The organism is Vibrio sp. JCM 18905 (assembly GCF_055393305.1).
In genome coordinates this window covers 1800757-1822411 of record NZ_AP043878.1, presented here as the reverse complement: position 1 = coordinate 1822411, position 21655 = coordinate 1800757, and the positions used below count along the sequence as shown (strand labels likewise).

The 21655-nt window shown below is 43.2% G+C and carries 21 protein-coding genes and 2 pseudogenes; 15 read left to right on the top strand and 8 right to left on the bottom strand.

The features are described 5' to 3' along the window. The first annotated feature begins 76 nt into the window (after positions 1-76). Entirely contained in the window at positions 77-583 is a 507-nt protein-coding gene (gene def, locus ACZ5ZC_RS08000; RefSeq protein WP_005395192.1) for a peptide deformylase, read from the top strand. A gap of 64 nt (positions 584-647) precedes the next feature. On the opposite strand, the gene ACZ5ZC_RS07995 is transcribed toward def, so the two are convergent. Then, entirely contained in the window at positions 648-1055 is a 408-nt protein-coding gene (locus ACZ5ZC_RS07995; RefSeq protein WP_024701298.1) for a helix-turn-helix domain-containing protein, read from the bottom strand. 84 nt (positions 1056-1139) lie between these two features. Between ACZ5ZC_RS07995 and ACZ5ZC_RS07990 the strand changes: the two genes are divergently transcribed. The 4 genes from ACZ5ZC_RS07990 (at position 1140) to ACZ5ZC_RS07975 (ending at position 4795) form a co-directional block, all read left to right on the top strand. Then, complete coding sequence (locus tag ACZ5ZC_RS07990; RefSeq protein ID WP_258587379.1) at positions 1140-1643, top strand: DUF2938 domain-containing protein; 504 nt, start codon at positions 1140-1142, stop codon at positions 1641-1643. A gap of 232 nt (positions 1644-1875) precedes the next feature. Next, positions 1876-2904 (top strand): phospholipase A, encoded by a 1029-nt coding sequence (locus ACZ5ZC_RS07985; protein ID WP_006742284.1) that lies wholly within the window; start codon positions 1876-1878, stop codon positions 2902-2904. 94 nt (positions 2905-2998) lie between these two features. Continuing rightward, positions 2999-3457, top strand: coding sequence for a hypothetical protein (locus tag ACZ5ZC_RS07980; protein ID WP_054867392.1), 459 nt, complete (start codon positions 2999-3001; stop codon positions 3455-3457). A gap of 333 nt (positions 3458-3790) precedes the next feature. After that, on the top strand, positions 3791-4795 hold the full coding sequence (locus ACZ5ZC_RS07975; RefSeq protein ID WP_395207962.1) for a metal-dependent hydrolase: 1005 nt from the start codon (positions 3791-3793) through the stop codon (positions 4793-4795). Positions 4796-4834: 39 nt separating this feature from the next. Here the strand turns inward: ACZ5ZC_RS07975 and ACZ5ZC_RS07970 are convergent, their stop codons facing one another. From ACZ5ZC_RS07970 to ACZ5ZC_RS07960, 3 genes are all read right to left on the bottom strand, one after another. Beyond that, complete coding sequence (locus tag ACZ5ZC_RS07970) at positions 4835-5227, bottom strand: hypothetical protein (RefSeq protein ID WP_395207961.1); 393 nt, start codon at positions 5225-5227, stop codon at positions 4835-4837. 500 nt (positions 5228-5727) lie between these two features. Next, a complete protein-coding gene (locus ACZ5ZC_RS07965) occupies positions 5728-7488 on the bottom strand; it encodes an ABC transporter ATP-binding protein/permease (RefSeq protein ID WP_054867390.1) in 1761 nt (586 codons plus the stop codon). A 173-nt stretch (positions 7489-7661) separates the two neighbouring features. Then, a complete protein-coding gene (locus ACZ5ZC_RS07960; RefSeq protein ID WP_054867389.1) occupies positions 7662-8276 on the bottom strand; it encodes a 3'-5' exonuclease in 615 nt (204 codons plus the stop codon). A 356-nt stretch (positions 8277-8632) separates the two neighbouring features. Here ACZ5ZC_RS07960 and ACZ5ZC_RS07955 point away from each other — a divergent pair, with 356 nt between their 5' ends. From ACZ5ZC_RS07955 to ACZ5ZC_RS07925, 7 genes and pseudogenes are all read left to right on the top strand, one after another. Continuing rightward, positions 8633-9493, top strand: a complete 861-nt coding sequence (locus ACZ5ZC_RS07955) for an immunity 49 family protein (protein ID WP_432584127.1) — start codon at positions 8633-8635, stop codon at positions 9491-9493. Further along, positions 9494-9601: pseudogene (locus tag ACZ5ZC_RS07950) on the top strand (threonine aldolase); the annotation flags it as partial. Positions 9602-9884: 283 nt separating this feature from the next. Continuing rightward, on the top strand, positions 9885-10745 hold the full coding sequence (locus ACZ5ZC_RS07945) for an immunity 49 family protein (protein ID WP_432584128.1): 861 nt from the start codon (positions 9885-9887) through the stop codon (positions 10743-10745). Next, positions 10746-10853 (top strand): annotated as a pseudogene (locus ACZ5ZC_RS07940) (threonine aldolase); the annotation flags it as partial. It lies immediately after the preceding gene. Positions 10854-11136: 283 nt separating this feature from the next. Next, entirely contained in the window at positions 11137-11997 is an 861-nt protein-coding gene (locus ACZ5ZC_RS07935; protein WP_464931583.1) for an immunity 49 family protein, read from the top strand. A gap of 194 nt (positions 11998-12191) precedes the next feature. Next, the gene (locus tag ACZ5ZC_RS07930; protein WP_005376453.1) at positions 12192-12452 is read left to right on the top strand and encodes a DUF5062 family protein; all 261 of its coding nucleotides are present in this window, start codon (positions 12192-12194) and stop codon (positions 12450-12452) included. 240 nt (positions 12453-12692) lie between these two features. Next, positions 12693-13187 carry a YcxB family protein gene (locus ACZ5ZC_RS07925; RefSeq protein ID WP_268853379.1) on the top strand — a complete coding sequence of 165 codons (495 nt, stop codon included), beginning with the start codon at positions 12693-12695 and terminating at the stop codon, positions 13185-13187. Between the two features lie 119 nt (positions 13188-13306). On the opposite strand, the gene ACZ5ZC_RS07920 is transcribed toward ACZ5ZC_RS07925, so the two are convergent. The 3 genes from ACZ5ZC_RS07920 to ACZ5ZC_RS07910 all read right to left on the bottom strand — a co-directional run bounded on the left by ACZ5ZC_RS07920 (position 13307) and on the right by ACZ5ZC_RS07910 (position 15721). Further along, a complete protein-coding gene (locus ACZ5ZC_RS07920; protein ID WP_170901721.1) occupies positions 13307-14047 on the bottom strand; it encodes a helix-turn-helix domain-containing protein in 741 nt (246 codons plus the stop codon). 105 nt (positions 14048-14152) lie between these two features. Beyond that, positions 14153-14614: a carboxymuconolactone decarboxylase family protein gene (locus ACZ5ZC_RS07915; RefSeq protein ID WP_054867575.1), complete on the bottom strand. Its 462-nt coding sequence runs from the start codon at positions 14612-14614 to the stop codon at positions 14153-14155. A 195-nt stretch (positions 14615-14809) separates the two neighbouring features. Further along, entirely contained in the window at positions 14810-15721 is a 912-nt protein-coding gene (locus ACZ5ZC_RS07910) for a DMT family transporter (protein ID WP_432584130.1), read from the bottom strand. Positions 15722-15814: 93 nt separating this feature from the next. On the opposite strand from ACZ5ZC_RS07910, the gene ACZ5ZC_RS07905 reads away from it, so the two are divergent. The 3 genes from ACZ5ZC_RS07905 (at position 15815) to ACZ5ZC_RS07895 (ending at position 18466) form a co-directional block, all read left to right on the top strand. Next, a complete protein-coding gene (locus ACZ5ZC_RS07905; RefSeq protein WP_005376440.1) occupies positions 15815-16720 on the top strand; it encodes a LysR family transcriptional regulator in 906 nt (301 codons plus the stop codon). Positions 16721-16986: 266 nt separating this feature from the next. Further along, positions 16987-17814: an MBL fold metallo-hydrolase gene (locus tag ACZ5ZC_RS07900; RefSeq protein WP_225452537.1), complete on the top strand. Its 828-nt coding sequence runs from the start codon at positions 16987-16989 to the stop codon at positions 17812-17814. A 250-nt stretch (positions 17815-18064) separates the two neighbouring features. After that, positions 18065-18466, top strand: coding sequence for a VOC family protein (locus ACZ5ZC_RS07895; protein ID WP_006742276.1), 402 nt, complete (start codon positions 18065-18067; stop codon positions 18464-18466). A 242-nt stretch (positions 18467-18708) separates the two neighbouring features. Here the strand turns inward: ACZ5ZC_RS07895 and gcvP are convergent, their stop codons facing one another. Further along, positions 18709-21573 carry an aminomethyl-transferring glycine dehydrogenase gene (gcvP, locus tag ACZ5ZC_RS07890; RefSeq protein ID WP_464931582.1) on the bottom strand — a complete coding sequence of 955 codons (2865 nt, stop codon included), beginning with the start codon at positions 21571-21573 and terminating at the stop codon, positions 18709-18711. Positions 21574-21655: the final 82 nt, after the last annotated feature.

Sequence of the window (21655 nt, the reverse complement as noted above, 5' to 3'; positions counted from 1 at the left end):
CTCAACATGTTTATGTCTGCCCAAACGTGTGTATAATTCGCCGGAAATTACGATTTACAGATAACGAAAGGTAAGTATGGCAGTCCTCGAAATTCTCTCCATTCCAGACCCAAGGCTTAAAGTAAAAGCAGAAAAAGTCACTGACGTATCGACAATACAAACGTTGATCGACGATATGCTAGAAACACTTTACGCAACGGGCAATGGCATCGGTTTAGCTTCAACCCAAGTGGGTAGAAAAGAGGCGGTTGTTGTCATCGATATCTCTGACGAACGCAATGATCCTTTAATCTTAGTCAACCCAGAAGTGGTGAGCGGAGAAAACAAAGCGCTTGGTCAAGAAGGGTGCCTATCTGTTCCCGAATACTACGCCGATGTAGAGCGTTACACATCAGTTGTTGTGTCTGCATTGGACCGCGATGGCAACCCGATTACAATCGAGAGCGATGAGTTCTTGGCGATTGTGATGCAGCATGAAATTGATCACCTATCTGGTAACTTGTTCATTGATTACCTTTCACCGTTAAAGCAAAAAATGGCGATGAAAAAAGTGAAGAAGTACGTAAAGGCGCAAGCTAAGTAATATGAGAGGAAGTAACTCACAACCGCGAGTTGTTTCCTTTTAAATCAAGGATAAGTAGAGTGGTTTATCTCGGTTTTTTGGGGACATAACGCTTTACGACCTTCATAAGCCTCTGAAATGAAGAGCAGTCCATATGTGACTCATGAGGGCAGGAGGCAACATGGTTTAGGCTGTCTCGCACCGCTTTCAAACGTGTTATTTGCTCATCAATCTCAAGCGCCTTTTTCGCCAGTAAGTCACGATCAATGTATGGTTTTGAACCTTCTGAGTGATTCAACATTTCCGCCATTTCGTTAAGTGATATTCCAGCGATACGCCCTAAACTAATTAAGTTGAGTTTATTGAGTACCTCTGGCGAATATTGACGTCTCAATCCATTCCTTCCTATCGAGCGAATTAACCCCAACTGTTCGTAGTATCTGAGCGTTGAGGTCGGCAATCCTGATTTTTTAACCACTTCTGCAATATCCATATTATTCCTCATTGACTTCAAGTTGGCTTTAAGTTGTAGCATGCAACTAAGACCTTAACAAATCAAAAACTTGAGGAGCGAAAAATGCTGTTTTTAATAGGATTACAAGCGGCGCTACTAGGGATTGGTGCGACTTTGGTAATGGATTTATGGGCTTGGCTACAAAGGAGAGTGTTTGGTATTCCCTCACTAAACTATGCATTGGTTGCGCGCTGGGTTTTATATATGCCCAAAGGAAAGCTTATGCATGCGCCAATTATGGCAACAGACCCGATGTCGGGAGAAAAAGCACTCGGTTGGTTTTTACACTATGCCATTGGTGTTGTTTTCGCTTTGGCTCACATTGCTGCTTTTGGGCATCATTGGTTGGTAGAGCCTAGTCTAGTGCCCGGCTTAGCCACTGGTGTGGTCACGTTGGTGTTCCCATTTTTTGTCATTCAACCTTGTCTAGGATTTGGTTTTGCTGCCAGTAAAACCCCAACACCTTGGAAAGCCCGTTTTCTAAGCACATTGGCGCATTTGGCTTACGGCTTGGGTTTATTCATAGCCGGGTTTGCAATCAAAGTGGCGAGCCAGTATTTTGCATAGGGAATATGAGCATCATGCAAACGAGTCTTTTTTGTTGTTATTTATGATGCTCAACTCTTGGTCGTTTTTGGCGCGTTGCTCATAGTGGGCCGATATGTTTGAGGTCTGTCGTATTTATCCAAGACGTAAAGTCAGCGAACATTTAACATTGCCTTAACGCCAGAATGGCAAGCGGTTTACCAAGAAAAATTAAAATTATCTGGTTTGAGATAAAGAATATTAAGGGTTTCAGATGGCTTCAAAAGTGGCAGGGATATCAATACTGAGCTTATTGGCAGCGCCAGTTGCGATGGGAGAAACAGCCAGTGCTTATGATTTATGTTTGCTAGACAAAATCAAGCAAAGCAAAGGTGAGGAAACCATAAAGAGCATTCGCGCGCAGTGTGAGCTCGATGCAGTAACAAGTACAGTGCCCGCTGATCCAGAAATTGAAGAACCTGAGGAGCTTCAGGAAAGCTTGGTCGACAAACGTTTGGAATCAGAACGAGAAAACGCCTTTGAACCATTTAGTTTGGTGGCGCATCGTGTTAACTACATCTTGCCGTTCACTTACAGTGATCGCGTAAATAAGCGTGCTTATGCGGACACTAAGTACGGAGATGAGCTGCGTAAGGAAGAAGCGGAGTTCCAAATTAGTTTTAAAGTGCCAATGAACTACGACGATTTGTTGTTTGATGGGGATGGTTTGTTCTTTGGTATGACGCTAAAGTCATTTTGGCAGGTGTATACAGGAGCAGCATCGCGTCCATTTCGTGAAACCAATTATCGTCCTGAGCTTTTTTATTATACCCCGACAGACTGGAAGCCACTTGATGGTTCGACTTGGTTAGGTTTTGGTATTGAACATGAGTCGAATGGGCAGAGACAAGAGTTATCGCGCAGTTGGAATCGTGTTTACGCCAACTTAACCTTTGCGAAAGACAATTTTGCGGTTTCTCTTCAACCGTGGTGGCGTATACCTGAGGATGAAAAAACATCTCCGAATGATCCTAAAGGTGATGATAACCCGGATATCGAAGATTACATGGGGCACTTTGAGCTATCGAGTGCGTACAAATGGAATGGTTATGAGTTTACCTTCTTAGGCCGCCAGAACTTCCAAACGCATAAAGGCTTTGCCGAATTAGGGGTGTCATTTCCGATCTGGGGCAAACTTCAGGGATACGCACAGTACTCGACGGGGTATGGTAAGAGCTTGATTGACTATGATCATAATCAGCAGCGTATTGGTGTTGGTATCGCGATCAACGGTGTTCTGTAGTTTTTCGGTAGCTCAATAGAAATAAACGCTGGCAATTGAGATTTCAGTATTTAGAATGCGTGGCTGAAATTGATTTCCAACCTAGAGTGATTTTATGCTTCGTGATTACACCTTCGATTGTCTTGTAACCATGCCTCGTCATGAACTGGAAGAGTTTAGTGCTCGCATGATCAGTAAAATGGTGCCAGAAGACGTGATGAATGAGCTGTTTACTTTCGATCAAGAAGAAGTGGCTAGCGAAGACCGTATGTTGTCTGCACGTCTTGATGCCATGTTACGCATGACAGCAATCGCACTGAGCGAAATTCAACAAGCGTTTGATGACTCAGACAATGCGAAGCAAAATAGCGAGCGAATGACGCGACTGGTTCTTTGGCATTTCTATGCGATTTCATTCCATTTGGAAGAGGCGATCACGTTAGAAACACACTGTGCACTAGTGGAAAAACTACTTGAAAATACACCTTCGGATGTTTTTGTTTGGGTGAAAACTCTGACAGAGCTTCTGCACACTTACGCTGAAATCAACGCGAAAGAAAACCCTCAAGACTAAGGTTTTTGTCGTTAATCGTTCAGTAAACAAGGCGAGCCATTCGGTTCGCCTTGTTTTATTTTTGCATCTGTAAAATCCGCAGTTTTGGACTTTTGACGTACACCATGAGCCTCGCTTTAGGTTCGCTTCTCACTAGCGAATAGGGCGATTTCTTCTTACACTAAAATCAAAGTATTTGTTTTCGAACACTTTAATACGTCATTAAGGTGTGTCTTCCAATCCACTTAAATACGGATAATTTATGTCGGAGAGCGTTCTGGTTTTTAAATTTGAGTCTATTTTGAAGCGCATATGCTTTCTATCTCGGCTACATTTTCGTTGCGGGCGTAAATAATGGACCCGTTAACGCAAGGTTTACTGGGCGCTGCTTTGCCACAGTCTGCGAGTAACAAGCGGCACATTGTGGCTGCTGGCGTGTTAGGCGTGGTTTCAGGGATGGCGCCGGATTTGGACGTACTTATCCGTTCATCAACTGACCCATTGCTGTTTTTGGAATATCACCGACACTTTACCCATTCATTGTTGTTTATCCCTTTTGGCAGCTTTCTCTGTGCTTTAGTGTTGTATCCGTTGTTTGCAAAAAGACGAGGGCTAAACTTCCGACAGAGTTGGTTTTATTGTGCCCTTGGTTATAGCACCCATGCGCTGTTAGATGCTTGCACCAGCTATGGGACTCAGCTTTTTTGGCCGATAAGCAACACACGCTATGCTTGGAACACAATCTCGGTTATCGACCCCGCTTTCACATTTCCTATTTTGATCCTGCTTTTGTTTGCCGCACTGAAGCGAAATCGAAATTACGCGCGTGTCGCATTTCTATGGTCTCTGGCTTATCTGACTCTTGGGGTTATTCAACGAGATAGAGCAGAAGCGGCCGGATGGAAAATCGTCCAAGAGCGACAGCACAGCGCTGTGCAGCTAAAAGCAAAACCAACCTTCGGGAACCTTTTGGTCTGGAAAGTGATTTATGAAACGGAAGATAACTACTATGTGGATGCGGTAAGAGTGGGGCGTTCAATAAAAATCTACCCAGGCGAATCCACACCAAAGCTCAATGTGAAGACTCAATTTCCATGGCTCGATCCGCAATCGCAGCAAGCGAAAGACATCGAACGTTTCCGTTGGTTTTCAAATGGTTTTGTAGCGCAAGACCCGAATAACGAAATGCGAATTGTTGACGTGCGTTACTCCATCGTTCCAAACCAAATTAACGCGCTGTGGGGCATCAATTTATCACCCAACGCTAGCCCGAATGTGCACGTCGAATACACTGCCCATCGAGGTAGTACAACGGAAGACCGCCAAACTTTTCTCAATATGCTTACGGACTTTGATTGAGCGTTTACTTGGGTTACATGGGGAGCGACTCGGTGACTATCAAGCCGATTGAAAGTCCTTCACCAGCGTCGGCTTATTAGCAAAGAAGATTTTGCTAAACAGAGATTTGTACTTCCAGCCAAGAGACAAAAGTCGTTTAGCTAAGTTCTTGTTTTCAATGATTGCAACCTCAACCCCTTGGTAATGATATGGATGGCTTTTAATGTAGTCGATAAATGCAGTAAGCACACCTTGCCCGCGAACGGAGGGCGCAAAGTTGACTGCAACAATGGAAAAGCGCTGACTGCCAACAGGGCAACGGACAAAGCAGTGTCCAAGCGGATGAGTGATGGTCTCGGAAAACTCAGGAAACGCGCGAGACTCTAGTTCTTGAGAGAGCACATCGTATTGCTTACATAGATAAGAAAATAGTTGTTTCGCTTCGCTGTTCATATCGGTGCCGCTTACTTGTAACTTGGTTTAAAGGCATGGATTTCAAAAACATTGTAACCATAGGCAGCAAGATAAAATGCGGTGAACTTTTACAGTGGTGATTTCCTATTTTTGAAAGCTAATTTGTTACAAATGAAGTTGATTGGTTTTATATGGTACGTGGAGATGAGTGTTTCTAGTTGAGGGGAGAGTACGCTGGTTACTGGATTCTTACCTGAGTTCCTGTATTAAAAGGAGAACCACTTGGTTTAATGCCGCTCGTTTAACTACGAGTGGCATCTTTTTATATTTCGTCATCTTGTACAGCGACGAAGGTGCGTGATATAGGATCTTCTATCCTAGCTCTTTATGGTCAAAATTGTCTCTTTAACCACTCAGCACGTTGCTATTAGATTCCTAGTCTCGCCAAGGCTCGCTTGAATGACACAAAAACATCGTTAAGCTGTTGGCATTAAGTCACTTGGTCCGTTTTTGCTTATTCTTGAGGGCTTAACTAGGCATTACTCTAAGTGCTTAAATTGCAATGCCACAAGTCGCTGATACAACTCACAGCTTTGCATTAATGATTGGTGGTTACCAACATCGACTAACTCGCCATTGTCGAGCACCGCAATTTTATCCGCATGCTGGATAGTTGAAAGACGATGAGCAATGATCAGAGTTGTGCGTCCTTTCATCAGTGCTTCAAGTGCTTGCTGAACGTGATGTTCACTTTCGCTATCAAGGGCGCTGGTAGCTTCGTCTAGCAGTAAGATTTTTGGATCTTTTAGAATTGCACGAGCAATCGCAATACGCTGCTTTTGTCCGCCCGATAGCCTAACGCCGCGCTCGCCTAAAAAGCTGTGATAGCCTTCGGGAAGCTTCTCAATAAACTCATGGGCATGGGCTTTTTTCGCAGCCTCGACGACTTGTTCATCCGTTGCTTCAGGATTACCGTAGCGAATATTATGGAAAACATCATGGCTAAACAGCGCTGGCTGTTGTGGTACGAGTGCCATTTGGCGTCGAAGCTCGTTTGGATCGAACTGTCGAATATCTTCACCACCAAACAACACTTGCCCTTTTTGCGGATCATAAAAGCGTTGCAGCAGTTCGAATAGTGTTGTTTTACCTGCACCAGAAGGGCCAACCAACGCCAATACTTTGCCTTGTTCAGCGGTTAGATTTAACTCTTTGATAGCTGGTTGATTTGGGCGAGAAGGGTAGTTGAAACTCACCGATTTAAAGTTAACCTCAGCAGGCATGTCGGGACGGATAGGCAAATGGTTGCTTGGCGCTTTGATATCGCTGTCTACTTGAAGGATCTCAATCAGCCGTTCGGTAGCGCCTGCGGCTCTTTGCAGTTCACCCATCACTTCAGAAATGGTTGCAGTTGATGAGGCAACCATAATGGCATAAAACACAAACGCTGCTAGGTCTCCCGCAGACATCTTTCCGTGAATCACATCGCTGCCGCCAACCCAAAGCATGCCTGCAATCGCGCTGAACACAATCACAATAACGCCAGAGATTAGGATCGCGCGCTGTTTTACTCTCTGTCTGCCCACTTCATACGCTTTTTCCACCTCGACAGCGAAAGCCGCTCGTTCGTACGGCTCTGAGCTAAAACTTTGCACGGTTTTAATATGTTCTATCGCTTCACCTGCGTAGCTGCCGACATCGGCCATTGAGTCCTGACTTTGGCGAGAGAGCGCACGCACGCGTCGTCCATAAAACAAAATCGGAACCAGAACCAAAGGCACAGAAGCAAGTACGATCAACGTGAGCTTAACGTTGGTAGCGAATAACATAATGATGGCACCAAAGCACATCAAAGCGCTACGCATCGCCATCGAGAACGATGAACCAATAATGCTTTGCAGCAACGTGGTATCGGTAGTCAGGCGCGACATAATATCGCCGCTACTGTTGGTCTCAAAATAGCTCGGATGCAGCGTAATCACATGGTTAAACACTGAAAGGCGAATATCCGCACTGACGCGCTCACCTACGGAAGAGACAAGGTAAAAGCGAAAGAAGGTCCCAATGGCAATACACAATGTGACACCGACAATAAACTGAATCGCATTGGTAAGCTCTTGCAATGATTGCTGAGCAAAGCCTTGGTCGATAAGAATACGTACTCCATAGCCAACGGATAACGTCAAACTTGCCGTCGCGACAAGGGCAACCAAAGCCGCCGCAACCCGCCATTTATAAGGTGCAATAAAGGTGTTGAGTTTAAGAAGAATGCTGAGATTTTTGTTATTTTTTCTGCTCATGAGTGGCTCACAAAGCGTTTTAGGTAACTGGCATAGTAAGCCAGTTTTGTAGGGGAGACCAGCGAACTGCCGCTTTCGGAGTAGGAAGTTCACTGGGATGCACAATATCTTATGTATATCGAAACTTGCTTAAATGTCTAAGAGTCAAAAATGAACTTTGAGTGAGGAGGGAGTTAAGCACGGCTTTTGGCGAGTAGCAGGTCGACCTTTCCTTTTGCTGTTTTACTAACCGTTTGCATCAACTGAAAACTTGGCTTAACGATACCTGAGTTTTCTAATCCTTCGACCATTAAGAGCCAAAGCTTGGCCGTCATTTGCGCATCGGCTAGTGCGCGGTGAAAAACACCGTCGTTGTCGATATTTTTATAGCGAACAAGTTCTCCTAGTTTGTGCGATGAGGCATCTTGAATGAGCCGTCTTGCCACCAGTAAGGAGCAAGCAAACTCACCTGAATAACCACAGTTGATTCGCTCAAGTTCTGCATCTAAAAATCGTTTATCGAATGAAGCGTTATGAGCGATAAGGTTCTCGCCAGCAATGAACTCACTAAATGACGCCATGACCTCTTCGCAGCTTGGTGCCGATCGCAACATATTGTTGGTAATGCCGGTGTAGTTCTCAATGAAAGAACTCACTCTGAAACCGGGATTCATGAGTTGCTGAAAACTATCGACAACCTCGCCATTGACTAACTTTACTGCACCAATTTCTATTGCGCGATCACCTAAAGTAGGAGAGAGACCTGTGGTTTCAAAGTCGAGTACGACCACAGAGTTTGCTTGAGGCATAAAATTTTCCAGCTGAGTAATATTGCGCAAGAGTATTATCGAAAGCGACAGAAAAAGAAAGGCGAACGCAATGGTGAATATCTGTTTATCTTTACTCCACAAAGTCAGTGTTCGTCGTCCACTGTTTATGGACAGGTACGTTCTGGCTTACCCATCGTGGCTTGCGCGTTAGCCTTATATCTCAAATGTTTTTCGGCCTTTTGACTCATTTCAATTGAGCATTAAATTTCGATATAAAATACTGATTATAAATTGATTTTATAAATCCACTTCGGCATCATTCACGGCTTGATTTTGAAGGTGAATGTCATCACGGCAAAAAATTAGAACAACTTATAATGCGAGGCTAGGGAACGATGGAACAAATGAAAAATCACTATTTAGAGATACCTGAAGAAAGAAAATTGCGTATTTTTCGTGAAGAAGACGAACGTTTCTACAGCTTTTGGGAAAAAATGCTTGATGAAAAGCAGTCCTTTTATCAACAACCTCTCAAAAGAATGAAAGGCGACGCTTGGTATTCGCTTGATGCATTCTTCACTGCTTCAGAATACGGACAACATCAGGCCTCGCCAGCTTATATAAAAAGAGCACTCGAGTTACTGAATAACGTGTACTTGCTGGCCAATCATTCAGACCAAGTTGTTGAGTTCTCCGTTGGGCACCGACATTTTTCGGAAGTGGGTAACCGTTCTGTTGCAGGAGGAACAATGGATGCTTGGTTGGATGAAATCTGTTTAGCGATGGCTGCGAGAGATTGGCGCTGCGTAGAGCTGATGACCATCATGGATGAGTCATTAGTGTCTATAAAGACGCCGTTTAATGTTGCGCTGGTCGAATTCGTTAGCGGTGTATTTGGTAATTCATCATCGTTGCCTGAGCTATTGCAAACTGTGATGGAGAAATCCTCCCCGCAATACTTAGAGTCAACCAGAGTGCCATATGTCCATTCTTTGTTTATTCCATTTGTGAATGTGTTTGTTGCCATTATCGATGGCGATGAGGAACACTATCAAAAAGCACTAAGAGATGCGTTAGAGGCGCATTACCAGTTCTACATGAATGAAGATGTTCGTTATTCGCCAAAAGGGAATGTTTCTTTGAAACTGATTGGTCTTGCTGCATTGGCATACGATAAGTATGGCTGGACAATTCCAGAAGCCGCATATTTACCGAAATGGCTCGTTTACGGTGAACAGGATCTTTGTTCTAAATAAATCATTAATAGAACACCTTATGTAGTGTCTGCAGCAATGCCGTTCGATGAAAGGTTGGCGCAGCTGCGGGCTCTGTTTGAGCGAACAAAACAAATCTACAAGATCATTGGGCTTTGTTGCGTAATTCGATGGAACTAAATCAGGAAGTTACGATCTGATCGGCTACATCAGTTAATCATCGTAGCCTTATGCCGAAACCTTGTTACAAAACAACTAACTGGAAACAGGCGGCTTTTCGATTCATTTCAATTAAGTATTACTTTTCGATATAAGATACTGATTATAAATTGATTTCATAAAACAACTTCGGCATCATTCACTGCTTGATTTTGAGGATGATTATCATCACGGCAAAAAATTAGAACAACTTATAATGCGAGGCTAGGGAACGATGGAACCAATGAAAAATCACTATTTAGAGATACCTGAAGAAAGAAAATTGCGTATTTTTCGTGAAGAAGATGAAGATTTCTACAGCTTCTGGGAAAGAATGCTTGATGAAAAACAATCTTTTTATAAGCAACCTCTTAAAAGAATGAAAGGCGATGCTTGGGATTCGCTTCAGGCATTTTTTACTGCTTCAAAATATGGACAACATCAGGCCTCGCCAGCTTATATAAAAAGAGCGCTTGAGTTACTGAATAACGTGTACTTACTGGCCAATCATTCAGATCAAGTTGTTGAATTCTCCGTTGGGCACCGACATTTTTCGGAAGTAGGTAACCGTTCTGTTGCAGGGGGAACGATGGATGCATGGTTGGATGAAATCTGTTTAGCGATGGCTGCGAGAGATTGGCGCTGCGTAGAGCTGATGACCATCATGGATGAGTCGTTAGTTTCTATAAAGACGCCGTTTAATGTTGCGCTAGTCGAGTTCGTTAGCGGTGTATTTAGCAATTCATCAGCGTTACCTGAGTTATTGCAAACTGTGATGGAGAAATCCTCCCCGCAATATTTAGAATCAACCAGACTGCCCTATGTACATTCTTTGTTTATTCCATTTGTGAATGTGTTTGTTGCCATTATCGATGGCGATGAGGCGCATTATCAAGAAGCACTGAGAGATGCGTTAGAGGCGCATTACCAGTTCTACATGAATGAAGATGTTCGTTATTCGCCAAAAGGGAATGTTTCTTTGAAACTGACTGGTCTTGCTGCATTGGCATACGATAAGTATGGCTGGACAATTCCAGAAGCCGCATATTTACCGAAATGGCTCGTTTACGGTGAGCATGATCTCTGTTCTAAATAAATCATTAATAGAACACCTTATGCAGTGTCTGCAGCAATGCCGTTCGATGAAAGGTTGGCTCAGCTGCGGGCTCTGTTTGAGCGAACAAAACAAATCTACAAGATCATTGGGCTTTGTTGCGTAATTCGATGGAACTAAATCAGGAAGTTACGATCTGATCGGCTACATCAGTTAATCATCGTAGCCTTATGCCGAAACCTTGTTACAAAACAACTAACTGGAAACAGGCGGCTTTTCGATTCATTTCAATTAAGTATTACTTTTCGATATAAGATACTGATTATAAATTGATTTCATAAAACAACTTCGGCATCATTCACTGCTTGATTTTGAGGATGATTATCATCACGGCAAAAAATCAGAACAACTTATAATGCGAGGCTAGGGAACGATGGAACCAATAAAAAATCACTATTTAGATATACCTGAAGAAAGAAAATTGCGTATTTTTCGTGAAGAAGACGAACGTTTCTACAGCTTTTGGGAAGAAATGCTTGATGAAAAGCAGTCCTTTTATCAACAACCTCTGAAAAGAATGAAAGGCGATGCTTGGCATTCGCTCCACTCATTCTTCACTGCTTCAAAATACGGACAACATCAGGCCTCGCCAGCTTATATAAAAAGAGCGCTTGAGTTACTGAATAACGTCTACTTACTGGCCAATCATTCAGACCAAGTTGTTGAATTCTCCGTTGGGCACCGACATTTTTCGGAAGTAGGTAACCGTTCTGTTGCAGGAGGAACAATGGATGCATGGTTGGATGAAATCTGTTTAACGATGGCCGCGAGAGATTGGCGCTGCGTAGAGCTGATGACCATCATGGATGAGTCGTTAGTGCGTTTAAAAGATCCATTCGATGTTGCGCTAGTCGAGTTCGTTAACGGTGTATTTAGCAATTCATCAGCGTTACCTGAGTTATTGCAAACTGTGATGGAGAAATCTTCTCCGCAATACTTAGAATCAACCAGAGTGCCCTATGTACATTCTTTGTTTATTCCATTTGTGAATGTGTTTGTTGCCATTATCGATGGTGATGAGGAACATTGTCAAAAAGCACTGAGAGATGCGTTAGAGGCGCATTACCAGTTCTATATGAATGAAGATGTTCGTTATTCGCCAAAAGGGAATGTTTCTCTGAAACTGACTGGTCTTGCTGCATTGGCATACGATAAGTATGGCTGGACAATTCCAGAAGCCGCATATTTGCCGAAGTGGCTCGTTTACGGTGAACATGATCTTTGTCCTAAATAAATCATTCGGAGTCTGCGCCCAAGCCCATTCGGATGTTCTGCACGGAAGCATACACAGAAAACATGCCGCGAAAAGGTTGTTTTTTAATCGACCACTCGGTAGTAAGGCATAAACTTATCAATATGCGAGCTTACTAACACGCCATACGTGACACTTCATGTATTCTTAGCCGAAGCGAAGAAGAGGATTTATCAATGTCAAAAAGCTCCAAGCTTCACAATGAAGACAAACTGGTCAAGAAGGCACTAGAGATTGGTGGGAAGATGGCGAAACTACAAGGTTTTGACCTTCCACAGTCACCACAACCTCTGAGAGTAAAAGCGATTTACCTATTCTTGGTCGATGCAAAACAGATAACGCCACTACCGGAAAGTAAGCTAGACGGCGCAAGCATCAAACACCGACTGGCAGTATGGATACACAGTGCATTGCCAGACAACGACCCTCTAAAGTAGAAAACTCAAGAAGTCACATAGGTTATTACTTAACACAGGCCATTAATTAACAAGGCGAGCCAAGTGGTTCGCCTTGTTTGATCTTGGCGAGTGCACCGAGGTCTTTTTGCGTGGCGGTATCATTGATTTACAAAACAGAATCAAAAGGACTAAAGATAAATCCCGAGAAGCGCTACAATGCAGGCGTTGCGAGAGTGCAACCAAGATTACTCATTTACAGAAGCCTTGAAGTAACCATACATGTCTAAAGATTTCGAATTCACTACAGAATACATACTCGACAAACCTTTCTTTGCTGAGTGTTATGATCAAACTAGCCAACCAACGAAGTTTCCACAGGAGTACCTAAAAGGGATGCTGTTTCTTATCTTTGGTGTGGTTTTATTGGAGTTTGAACTGCTACCTAACGGTTATGTCGGTTGGTTCTTTATCGTATTGAGTGTGATTGAAGCGTGCAGCGTTTACTTCAAAAGAACTTGGTGGCTGTGGCGTCAAACCATCAGCTCAAGTCGCGGCAGTAAAGTGGCTTTTGAAGTGAATGCAGATGGCGTGCGCTACAAAAGTGGTAAAGTTGACCGCAGCCTCGCTTGGAATGATATCGACCAACTCGAACAAACTGATTTGGGCTTTATCCTTCACCTTGGTAAACAACGCCAATACATCAGCAAATCTTGCTTAAACGAAGAAGTGATCGCGTTTATGGTAGAGCAGCACGCGGCATCAAAAGCGAGCTAACAAATTCACATCAAGCTGGAGTGAGCGATCTAAAAAGTAGGTGATATATGATCGAACATCATAACAAGTGCTTGGTTGATTCTGAATCAACTGGGTTTGATGTACAAAACTAATAGGGTTTAGAGATTTCTCTTTCGGACAAACTGCTTCGGTGTCATGCGCGCAATCTGCTTACACTCTCTAGTCATGTGTGCTTGATCGGAAAAACCTTGCTCCAGCGCCAACTCCGATAAAGTAAGATCGGGTTGCGCTCGGAGTTGCTCTAAAGTGTGCTTCACTCGTTTAATGCGTTGGTAATGTTTAGGAGTAATCCCCAACCATTTCTGAAAATTGCGCTCTCTCTGGCGCTGACTGATGGTCCCTGTAGGTTGGTCAATAATGTGGCCGACGTACTGCGGTTCATATTCCTCAATCAGTGTTTGAACCCAGCGATATAACGTAGAAATCCTTGCAGATGACGAACGCGCTGTTTGCAGAGACTCAAATGTTGCTAGCGCAGAAGAAGCCAAAGGGTGGTCGTCTTGAATCCGCAATAGCTGTTCTAGACGTTTACCAAATAGTTGATAACCAACAGCAGGATGAAAGCGTACGCCAGTCATCACCGCGCCTGGCGGTAGGCAGACTTGATGTGCCAGAATGCTCACAGGTAGTAGGACAACCCCTGGCGTTTGCCACTCACCATCCATTTGTACTTCATTCTGTAAAATGAATACCACACCTGTACCAGCATCACTGAGTAATTGTTTACGTACGGTTTGCGTCGTATCAGGTTTGACGGATGCTGACCAAATGGCTTGAACATAGCCAGCTAAAGCCTTTTGAGGTTTTAAAATATCAAATTCTAAGTTCAAATGAATCATCCTATTTAACCTCAACTTAAAATGAGATAGTGATACACATGTACTTTTCATCATATTAAGTTGAGGTATAAGCAGTGACTTATAAGTAAAAACTGTCAGATAGAATTATCTAGGCTTATAGTCTCCAACCTTTGGCTTAAATGCCTTAACTATTCGGTTCCAACTATTGATCGCGTTGATCGCAATTGTTAGGTTGACCATAGCTTCTTCTCCGAAGGTATTCAAGGTCAGCTGATAGGTATCATCATCTACTGGTAGGCCAGCAGTTAGTAATTCAGCCCAGCCTAGTGCAACGTGTTCTGCATCGCTGTAGAATGGCATATCTCTCCATGCACTAAGCCCCCATATGCGTTCCGACTTTTCACCTAACTTAAGCGCATCTTTACTATGCATGTCGATACAAAATGCACATTGATTGATTTGCGATATGCGTAACTTAACCAGTTCCCATATGATCATGTTCATGGTTTCTGATTGGCTAAATTGTTCATGGAAGTAAGCTTCCTGAGCGTACAGGATTTCTATTGCCTTTGGCGCTACTTCAATATAGTTGAGTCGTTTTTTCATGGTCATTCTCCTCTGTTTTTCACATAATAAAAAACGCTCTTAGCAAAAGATTGAAGATTTTCGACATGCACTCAATAAAGTTAGATAAAAGAGTGAACGACGAAAGCGAAAAGTGTACCTATTGGAAACCAAGAAAACTTATGCCAATTAACAAAGTATTGCGCTAAATAATGGACTTAAGGTTGGCGTCTATTTTTACTCCACCACCTTCCGTAAACGAGCAAAGGGTGCTGAGTTACCTATATACACACCAGCCGCAACGATAAAGACGCCTAAAACATTTTCCCATTGAGCCTGCTCACCAGAAATGAACGAAATCAGTAGAGTGAATACTGGCATAATATTAAATAATGGAGACATTTTATCTGGACCAAGAACGATAGCGCCTTTCATCCAAAAGTAATAAGCAATCAAAGTTCCAAACAGGCTCATGTAAGCTATTAATGCTAGGTCTTTAAATGTTATGGCATTTAAGCTACGGCTAAAGTCGCCGTGGTACATCGCTATAGCGACCATTTGAATGGCACCAATACTTAACACCCAGCGTAACTGCTGAGTTACTGGGATATGAGATGTTAAACGCTTCGCTAGAATTGTGTATAAACACCCACTAATTAAAGCAAATAACATGTATAGATCACCAATATTACTATTGCTGCTAATAGAATGAATATTTCCCCCTGTAATGACGATTACCACTCCACAAAAACTGATTAGTGCACCTAAAATAGTTTTAACCGAAATGGAAGTTTTGAGAATAAAGCCCGAGAACAAGATAGTGACAAGTGGTAGATTTGCCTGAACAACCGCTGCGTTAACTGGGGTAGTAAAGCTCATTGCAGAGAAAATAGAGAAGTTTTGGATAGTTACACCCACGGTTGCTATAACAAACAACGACAACATACTTTTTCGTGTGAGCTTGGCTCCATATGGAGAGCGTTTAGTACCTCTTATCAGTAAGAGTATTAAAGCTGCAACGGAAAACCGTAACGTCGCTGAAACTAAAGGAGAGACATCGCTATTAATAGCCTTTATTACGTTAAAGTTACTAGACCAAAAAAAGATAGCGACAACAACACCGCACCAAATTGATAAATGCTTAGACATAGATCTTCCTGATAAAAATTAACTTGACGCGATAATGCTATATATTTCATATTTGATTTTTAATAGCCAAATTTAAGAGGGTTAATCCCAAATATGGAACGTCACTCTTTGGATGACCTTTTGTTATTCGTTTCTGTTGCTCGCTATCAAAGCCTAACACAAGCATCTGAGCGTCTTAATGTCCCGTTAGCCACGCTAAGCCGGAAGTTAAAAAGGCTGGAAACAAACTTAAATTGCAGACTATTTAACCGCAGTGCACACCACTTTGCGCTAACAACTGATGGCGAAAAATATTATCAACTCTGTGAGCCGTTACTTCTTAGCTTAAATAATGTGACATCGAGAATTGCGACTGAGCGTCAGTCTTTAAGCGGAACGATCAAAATATCAGCGCCAATTAACATGACACAGATGTGGTTAAAGCGGTGCGTTTATGAATTTGCAGAGCAACATCCGAAGATATGTATTGATTTAGATGTACAGAATGAAAAAATCAATCTTGTATCTAACCGTGTCGATGTTAGTTTTCGTCTTGGTGATCTTATTGAACAAGACTGGATTGCTCAGAAATTATGGTCGATTCCATTTGCGCTTTGTGCATCACGAAGCTATTTAGAACAACACCAACCGATTACCCATCCAGAACAACTTGTTCATCATCGCCTAATTACGGTAAACAACGACAGCCAATGGAAATTAGTTAATCAAATCACCAATGAAACATTTGATCATCCGCTAAAGTTTCAATTCACTTCAAATGATGTACTGCTAGTTAGAGACGCCGTCATCCATGGTTTAGGAATTGCGTGGATTCCAACCTATTACTTTCATGAGCTAAATCATGATCAACATAACCTGCTGCCTTTGTTGCCAGAATGGCAATGCTCGGGTAAAGAAGTATTCATTATGTATCGAGACCGCGATAAAAGGCCTGCAAGAGTTGATGCATTTATTGAACATGTCTTAAATTGGAAAAATCGCATTCAAATGTTTGCTTGAAAGAGGTTTATCACATTGTGCTGTGCCGGTAACCTCAAGTGAAGCTTCATGACTCTGCTTCAATTGAGTTCATTTATTTAACCTCTAAAAGAATCATGAATACATAGGCAGTTAATGGGATTCGAGTTTACAAGTGATTCGGTCAGCTAAAACTCAAGCTAAGTAGAAAGTATTTGCAGTTGTATTTGCCTCTGAAAATCGTTTAGAGCTTTCTCATCCGCGAGGTTCTATAAGAAATTATTAAGGATATATTTGTGTGTGATTTCGTGAAAAAAATTATTGTAGGTTTACTTTTCAGTGCTTCGTCTTTTGCTTCCTTAAGTCAATATGTTCCAGCAATGAATGATAAGAACGGTTATGTAGAACCATTTCAGATGTTTGATAATGTCTATTATGTAGGAGACAAGTGGGTCTCATCATATGCCATTGCTACAGACGACGGACTTGTTATCATTGATACGCTTGACTTCCCTTACTCTGAGTGGATACCTATCAACCTAGAGAAGCTAGGGCTAAAAGATAAGCCAATAACGCACATATTGGTAACTCATGGGCATTCTGACCACGTTGGAGGCGCGCAGTTACTTCAAGAGAAGTATGGTTCCAAAGTCGTGATGACTAAAAGCGCTCATGAACTATCTATACAGCAATCAAACAAAAGCGAAGGTGAGAACAAGTTCCTTCCTCCAAATTTAGACATAGAGATAAAAAGCGATAGCTCTATGGCTATTGGTGGACATGAGTTTAAGTTCTATCTCACACCTGGCCACACGGAAGGTGATTATTCCTTAGACTTCACTGTTGAAGATAATGGCGAACAATATCGTGCTTTTATCGTTGGTGGGCATAGCGTAAGTAGCAATGATCCAGAAGTTATTGGCCAGTTCCTGACTAGCATGGAGAAAATTAGAAAAATTTCACTACAGGCACCTATTGTGAACGTTAACCTTTCGAACCATCCACATAAAAATTTCCTTTTTGAAAATAGGAAGAAGCTCGGCACAAGCGGTAACCCGTTTATCAGTGAGGCAAACTTCTTCATGTTCCTTAAGCAACAAGAAGATTTAGCTAAGGGAAAACTAGAAGAACTATAATACCGTGGTATACGAGCAGCCTTCTTTATTAGGTTAGAGATTTGCTCTTGAGTTATAGCTAAGGCTTTAATAAGTTGCTCAATCAAGATTCGACACTTGTGGCAGCTATATTGTTTGTAGGTTCTAGTGACAATATAGCTGTGCGTAAGCATTCGTATTCTGTGCCTTACACATTTGCAAGGCGTTACGTGCTTTCTAGAAAAGTCTCAAAATAGCGTACAATTAGCGTTTTGACACAGCGGAAATCATCATGTCCAAAACTGTTCAGCAGCAAATCGGAAACATTGCTCTAGTCGTTGAAAATTACGACGATGCTATCGAATTTTATACTCAAAAACTTCAATTCACTCTGGTTGAAGATACCAACCTAGGAGGTGGTAAACGCTGGGTTCAAGTTTCTCCTCCAAACTCCAATGGTACAAACCTACTTTTAGCTCAGGCAAGTACACCGGAGCAAACGCATGCAGTAGGAAATCAAACAGGTGGTCGTGTTTTCCTGTTTCTGCAAACTAATGATTTTTGGCGTGACTACGAGTTGATGAAGAAAAATGGTGTTGTATTTAATGAAGAGCCTCGTGTGGAAGAATACGGGACAGTGGTGGTGTTCCAAGATCTCTATGGTAATAAATGGGACTTACTGCAACTGAACTGAGAAACTACACATTACCTGCATAACATAGTGTTCATGAGGAGTTTCCAACAAGCTTTTAAGGTTCTGAGATATTAGTGCTAATTCAAAGGTTCTCAGAAGTCACAATATTTCTAAATCACTTTTGTGCAAACAATAACTAGCCATCATTCCTCTACGATGTATCAACAAATGTTAGGGCGGCACACCAAAAACAAAAAGGCGAACCAAACGGTTCGCCTTTGTCGATTTAGAGACTACAAAAATTAATCTTCGTAGTTATCGATGCTTGGGCATGAGCAGATTAGGTTACGGTCGCCGTATACGTTATCTACGCGGTTTACTGTTGGCCAGTACTTCCAAGATTTGGTCGCTTTAGAAGGGAAGCAACCAAGCTCTCGAGAGTAAGGACGGTCCCACTCTTCAGCAGAAAGGTCAACTTGCGTGTGTGGCGCATTAACGAGAGGGTTGTTCTCTAGTGGCCATTCACCGTTTTTCACTTTTTCCATTTCTTCGCGGATAGCGATCATCGCATCACAGAAGCGGTCTAGCTCTTCTAGATCTTCCGATTCCGTTGGCTCAACCATTAGCGTGCCCGCTACAGGGAACGACATAGTTGGTGCGTGGAAACCGTAGTCCATTAGACGCTTCGCAATGTCTTCTTCGCTGATGCCTGTTTCTTCTTTCAGTGGACGAATGTCGATAATACATTCGTGCGCTACACGACCATTTTTGCCACGATAAAGAACAGGGTAGTGTTGGCGAAGTGTTTCCATCACGTAGTTTGCGTTCAGAATTGCTACTTTTGTTGCATCTGTTAGGCCTGCTTCGCCCATCATTGCGATGTAAGCCCAAGAGATCGGTAGGATAGAAGCGCTACCCATATCTGCTGCTGATACTGCAAAATCTTCGCCTTCTACGCCGTCTTCAATATGGCCTGGTAGGAAAGGCGCCAGGTGAGATTTCACACCGATAGGACCCATACCCGGACCGCCACCACCGTGCGGGATGCAGAAGGTTTTGTGTAGGTTTAGGTGAGAAACGTCTGAACCGATGAAGCCTGGTGATGTTAGACCAACCTGCGCGTTCATGTTAGCGCCGTCTAGGTAAACCTGACCGCCAGCGGCATGAACCATTTCACACACTTCTTTCACTTTCTCTTCGTAAACGCCGTGCGTAGAAGGGTAAGTGATCATAATGCTTGATAGGTTGTCTTTGTGTTTCTCGATTTTCGCTGCTAGGTCGTCGATGTCGATGTTGCCTTCTTCATCACACTTAACCACGACAACTTTCATTGACACCATAGATGCTGTCGCAGGGTTAGTACCGTGCGCAGAGCTTGGGATCAAACATACGTTGCGGTGACCTTCGCCGCGGCTTTCGTGGTAGCGTTGAATCGCGATAAGACCTGCATACTCACCCGATGCACCAGAGTTTGGCTGAAGTGAGAATGCGTCGTAGCCTGTGATCTCACAAAGCTTCTCTTTTAGATCTTTCGCTAGTGCTGCATAGCCCGCCGCTTGTTCTGCTGGCGCGAATGGGTGGATAGAACCAAACTCAGGCCAAGTGATTGGGATCATCTCTGCTGCTGCGTTCAGCTTCATCGTACAGCTGCCTAGTGGGATCATGCCGTGCGTTAGCGAGAAGTCTTTGTTCTCTAGCTGTTTCAGGTAACGCATCATTTGCGTTTCGCTATGGTGCGTATTGAATACAGGGTGAGTCAGGTATTCTGTTGTGCGGCGTAGCGCTTCTGGAATTGCCGCAAACTCATTGCCTGCGATTTCCGTCGATAGTGCAGCTACGTCTTCTTTTACACCAAAGACTGCAAATAGTGCTTCTACATCAGCGACCGTGGTTGTTTCGTCACAGCTAATACCTAGCTTGCCAGGTAGTAGACGTAGGTTGATGTCTGCTGAAAGTGCTTTTGCGTAAAGCTCTTCTGTTTTTGAACCTGTGTTGATGGTGATGGTATCGAAGAAGCTGTTATGAGCAAGTTCAAAGCCGCCTTTGGTTAGGCCAGCGGCGATAATCGCAGTCATATGGTGTGTACGGCGAGCAATAGTGCGTAGACCTTCTGCGCCGTGGTAAACCGCGTAGAAAGACGCCATGTTCGCTAGCAATGCTTGAGCGGTACAGATGTTCGATGTCGCTTTTTCGCGGCGGATATGCTGCTCACGGGTTTGCATTGCCATACGCAGTGCTTGGTTGCCGTTAGTATCGATAGAAACACCGATCACACGACCTGGCATGGTGCGCTTGTGTTTGTCACGCGTTGCCATGAATGCCGCGTGTGGACCGCCGTAACCCATAGGAACGCCAAAACGTTGTGCAGAACCGATTGCTACGTCTGCGCCCATTTCACCAGCAGGCTTCAATAGGGTAGAAGCAAGCAGGTCAGTCGCAATAGTGACAAGCGTTTTATTTGCTTGCGCTTTTGCGATAATGTCCGTTAGGTCACGAACTTCACCTGTTGTGCTTGGGTATTGAACTAATGCGCCGAACACGTCTTGCTCTGGTAGAGATTCTAGCGAACCAACCAGAACTTCAAAGCCGATGAATTTTGCACGAGTTTTTACTACTTCTAGCGTTTGTGGGTGAACATCGTCAGCCACAAAGAATACGTTGCTTTTGCTCTTACCTGCGCGCTTACACAGAGTCATTGCTTCTGCTGCCGCTGTTGCTTCGTCTAGCAATGAGGCGTTCGCGATTTCCATACCAGTTAGGTCGATGATCATTTGTTGGAAGTTTAAAAGGGCTTCCAAGCGACCTTGAGAAATTTCAGGTTGGTAAGGTGTGTAAGCGGTATACCAGCCAGGGTTTTCTAGCACGTTACGTAGAATGACGTTTGGAGTAAACGTGTTGTAGTAGCCCTGGCCAATGAATGTACGTTTAATTTGGTTTTGTTTAGCAAACTGCTTCATCGTCACTAGCATGTCTGCTTCGCTTTTCGCTTCTGCCAACGTCATTGGTTGTTCTAGGCGAATTTGTGCAGGCACGGTTTCTTCGATGAGGGCGTCAAGGCTTACCGCGTTGATGGCATCCAACATTTTTTGTTGGTCTGATTTGCTTGGTCCGTTGTGGCGTCCAACGAACTCATTTTGTGTGCTGAGGCTTTGAAGTAATTCAGTCATTGTCCTTTACCTACTCCTTGGCTCGGGTAACGGAAATGGTCGTTAGTGACACATTTAATTATACGCCCGAACCTAGAAAAAA

Coding starts and splice junctions, on each gene's coding strand:
- ACZ5ZC_RS07930 (WP_005376453.1), top strand. CDS start 12,192: ATGTCAAAAAGCTCCAAGCTTCACAATGAAGACAAACTGGTCAAGAAG.
- ACZ5ZC_RS07945 (WP_432584128.1), top strand. CDS start 9,885: ATGGAACCAATGAAAAATCACTATTTAGAGATACCTGAAGAAAGAAAA.
- ACZ5ZC_RS07905 (WP_005376440.1), top strand. CDS start 15,815: ATGGAACGTCACTCTTTGGATGACCTTTTGTTATTCGTTTCTGTTGCT.
- ACZ5ZC_RS07920 (WP_170901721.1), bottom strand. CDS start 14,047: ATGATTCATTTGAACTTAGAATTTGATATTTTAAAACCTCAAAAGGCT.
- ACZ5ZC_RS07970 (WP_395207961.1), bottom strand. CDS start 5,227: ATGAACAGCGAAGCGAAACAACTATTTTCTTATCTATGTAAGCAATAC.
- ACZ5ZC_RS07990 (WP_258587379.1), top strand. CDS start 1,140: ATGCTGTTTTTAATAGGATTACAAGCGGCGCTACTAGGGATTGGTGCG.
- ACZ5ZC_RS07960 (WP_054867389.1), bottom strand. CDS start 8,276: ATGCCTCAAGCAAACTCTGTGGTCGTACTCGACTTTGAAACCACAGGT.
- ACZ5ZC_RS07895 (WP_006742276.1), top strand. CDS start 18,065: ATGTCCAAAACTGTTCAGCAGCAAATCGGAAACATTGCTCTAGTCGTT.
- ACZ5ZC_RS07975 (WP_395207962.1), top strand. CDS start 3,791: ATGGACCCGTTAACGCAAGGTTTACTGGGCGCTGCTTTGCCACAGTCT.
- ACZ5ZC_RS07980 (WP_054867392.1), top strand. CDS start 2,999: ATGCTTCGTGATTACACCTTCGATTGTCTTGTAACCATGCCTCGTCAT.
- def (WP_005395192.1), top strand. CDS start 77: ATGGCAGTCCTCGAAATTCTCTCCATTCCAGACCCAAGGCTTAAAGTA.
- ACZ5ZC_RS07995 (WP_024701298.1), bottom strand. CDS start 1,055: ATGGATATTGCAGAAGTGGTTAAAAAATCAGGATTGCCGACCTCAACG.
- gcvP (WP_464931582.1), bottom strand. CDS start 21,573: ATGACTGAATTACTTCAAAGCCTCAGCACACAAAATGAGTTCGTTGGA.
- ACZ5ZC_RS07955 (WP_432584127.1), top strand. CDS start 8,633: ATGGAACAAATGAAAAATCACTATTTAGAGATACCTGAAGAAAGAAAA.
- ACZ5ZC_RS07910 (WP_432584130.1), bottom strand. CDS start 15,721: ATGTCTAAGCATTTATCAATTTGGTGCGGTGTTGTTGTCGCTATCTTT.
- ACZ5ZC_RS07985 (WP_006742284.1), top strand. CDS start 1,876: ATGGCTTCAAAAGTGGCAGGGATATCAATACTGAGCTTATTGGCAGCG.
- ACZ5ZC_RS07965 (WP_054867390.1), bottom strand. CDS start 7,488: ATGAGCAGAAAAAATAACAAAAATCTCAGCATTCTTCTTAAACTCAAC.
- ACZ5ZC_RS07935 (WP_464931583.1), top strand. CDS start 11,137: ATGGAACCAATAAAAAATCACTATTTAGATATACCTGAAGAAAGAAAA.
- ACZ5ZC_RS07915 (WP_054867575.1), bottom strand. CDS start 14,614: ATGAAAAAACGACTCAACTATATTGAAGTAGCGCCAAAGGCAATAGAA.
- ACZ5ZC_RS07925 (WP_268853379.1), top strand. CDS start 12,693: ATGTCTAAAGATTTCGAATTCACTACAGAATACATACTCGACAAACCT.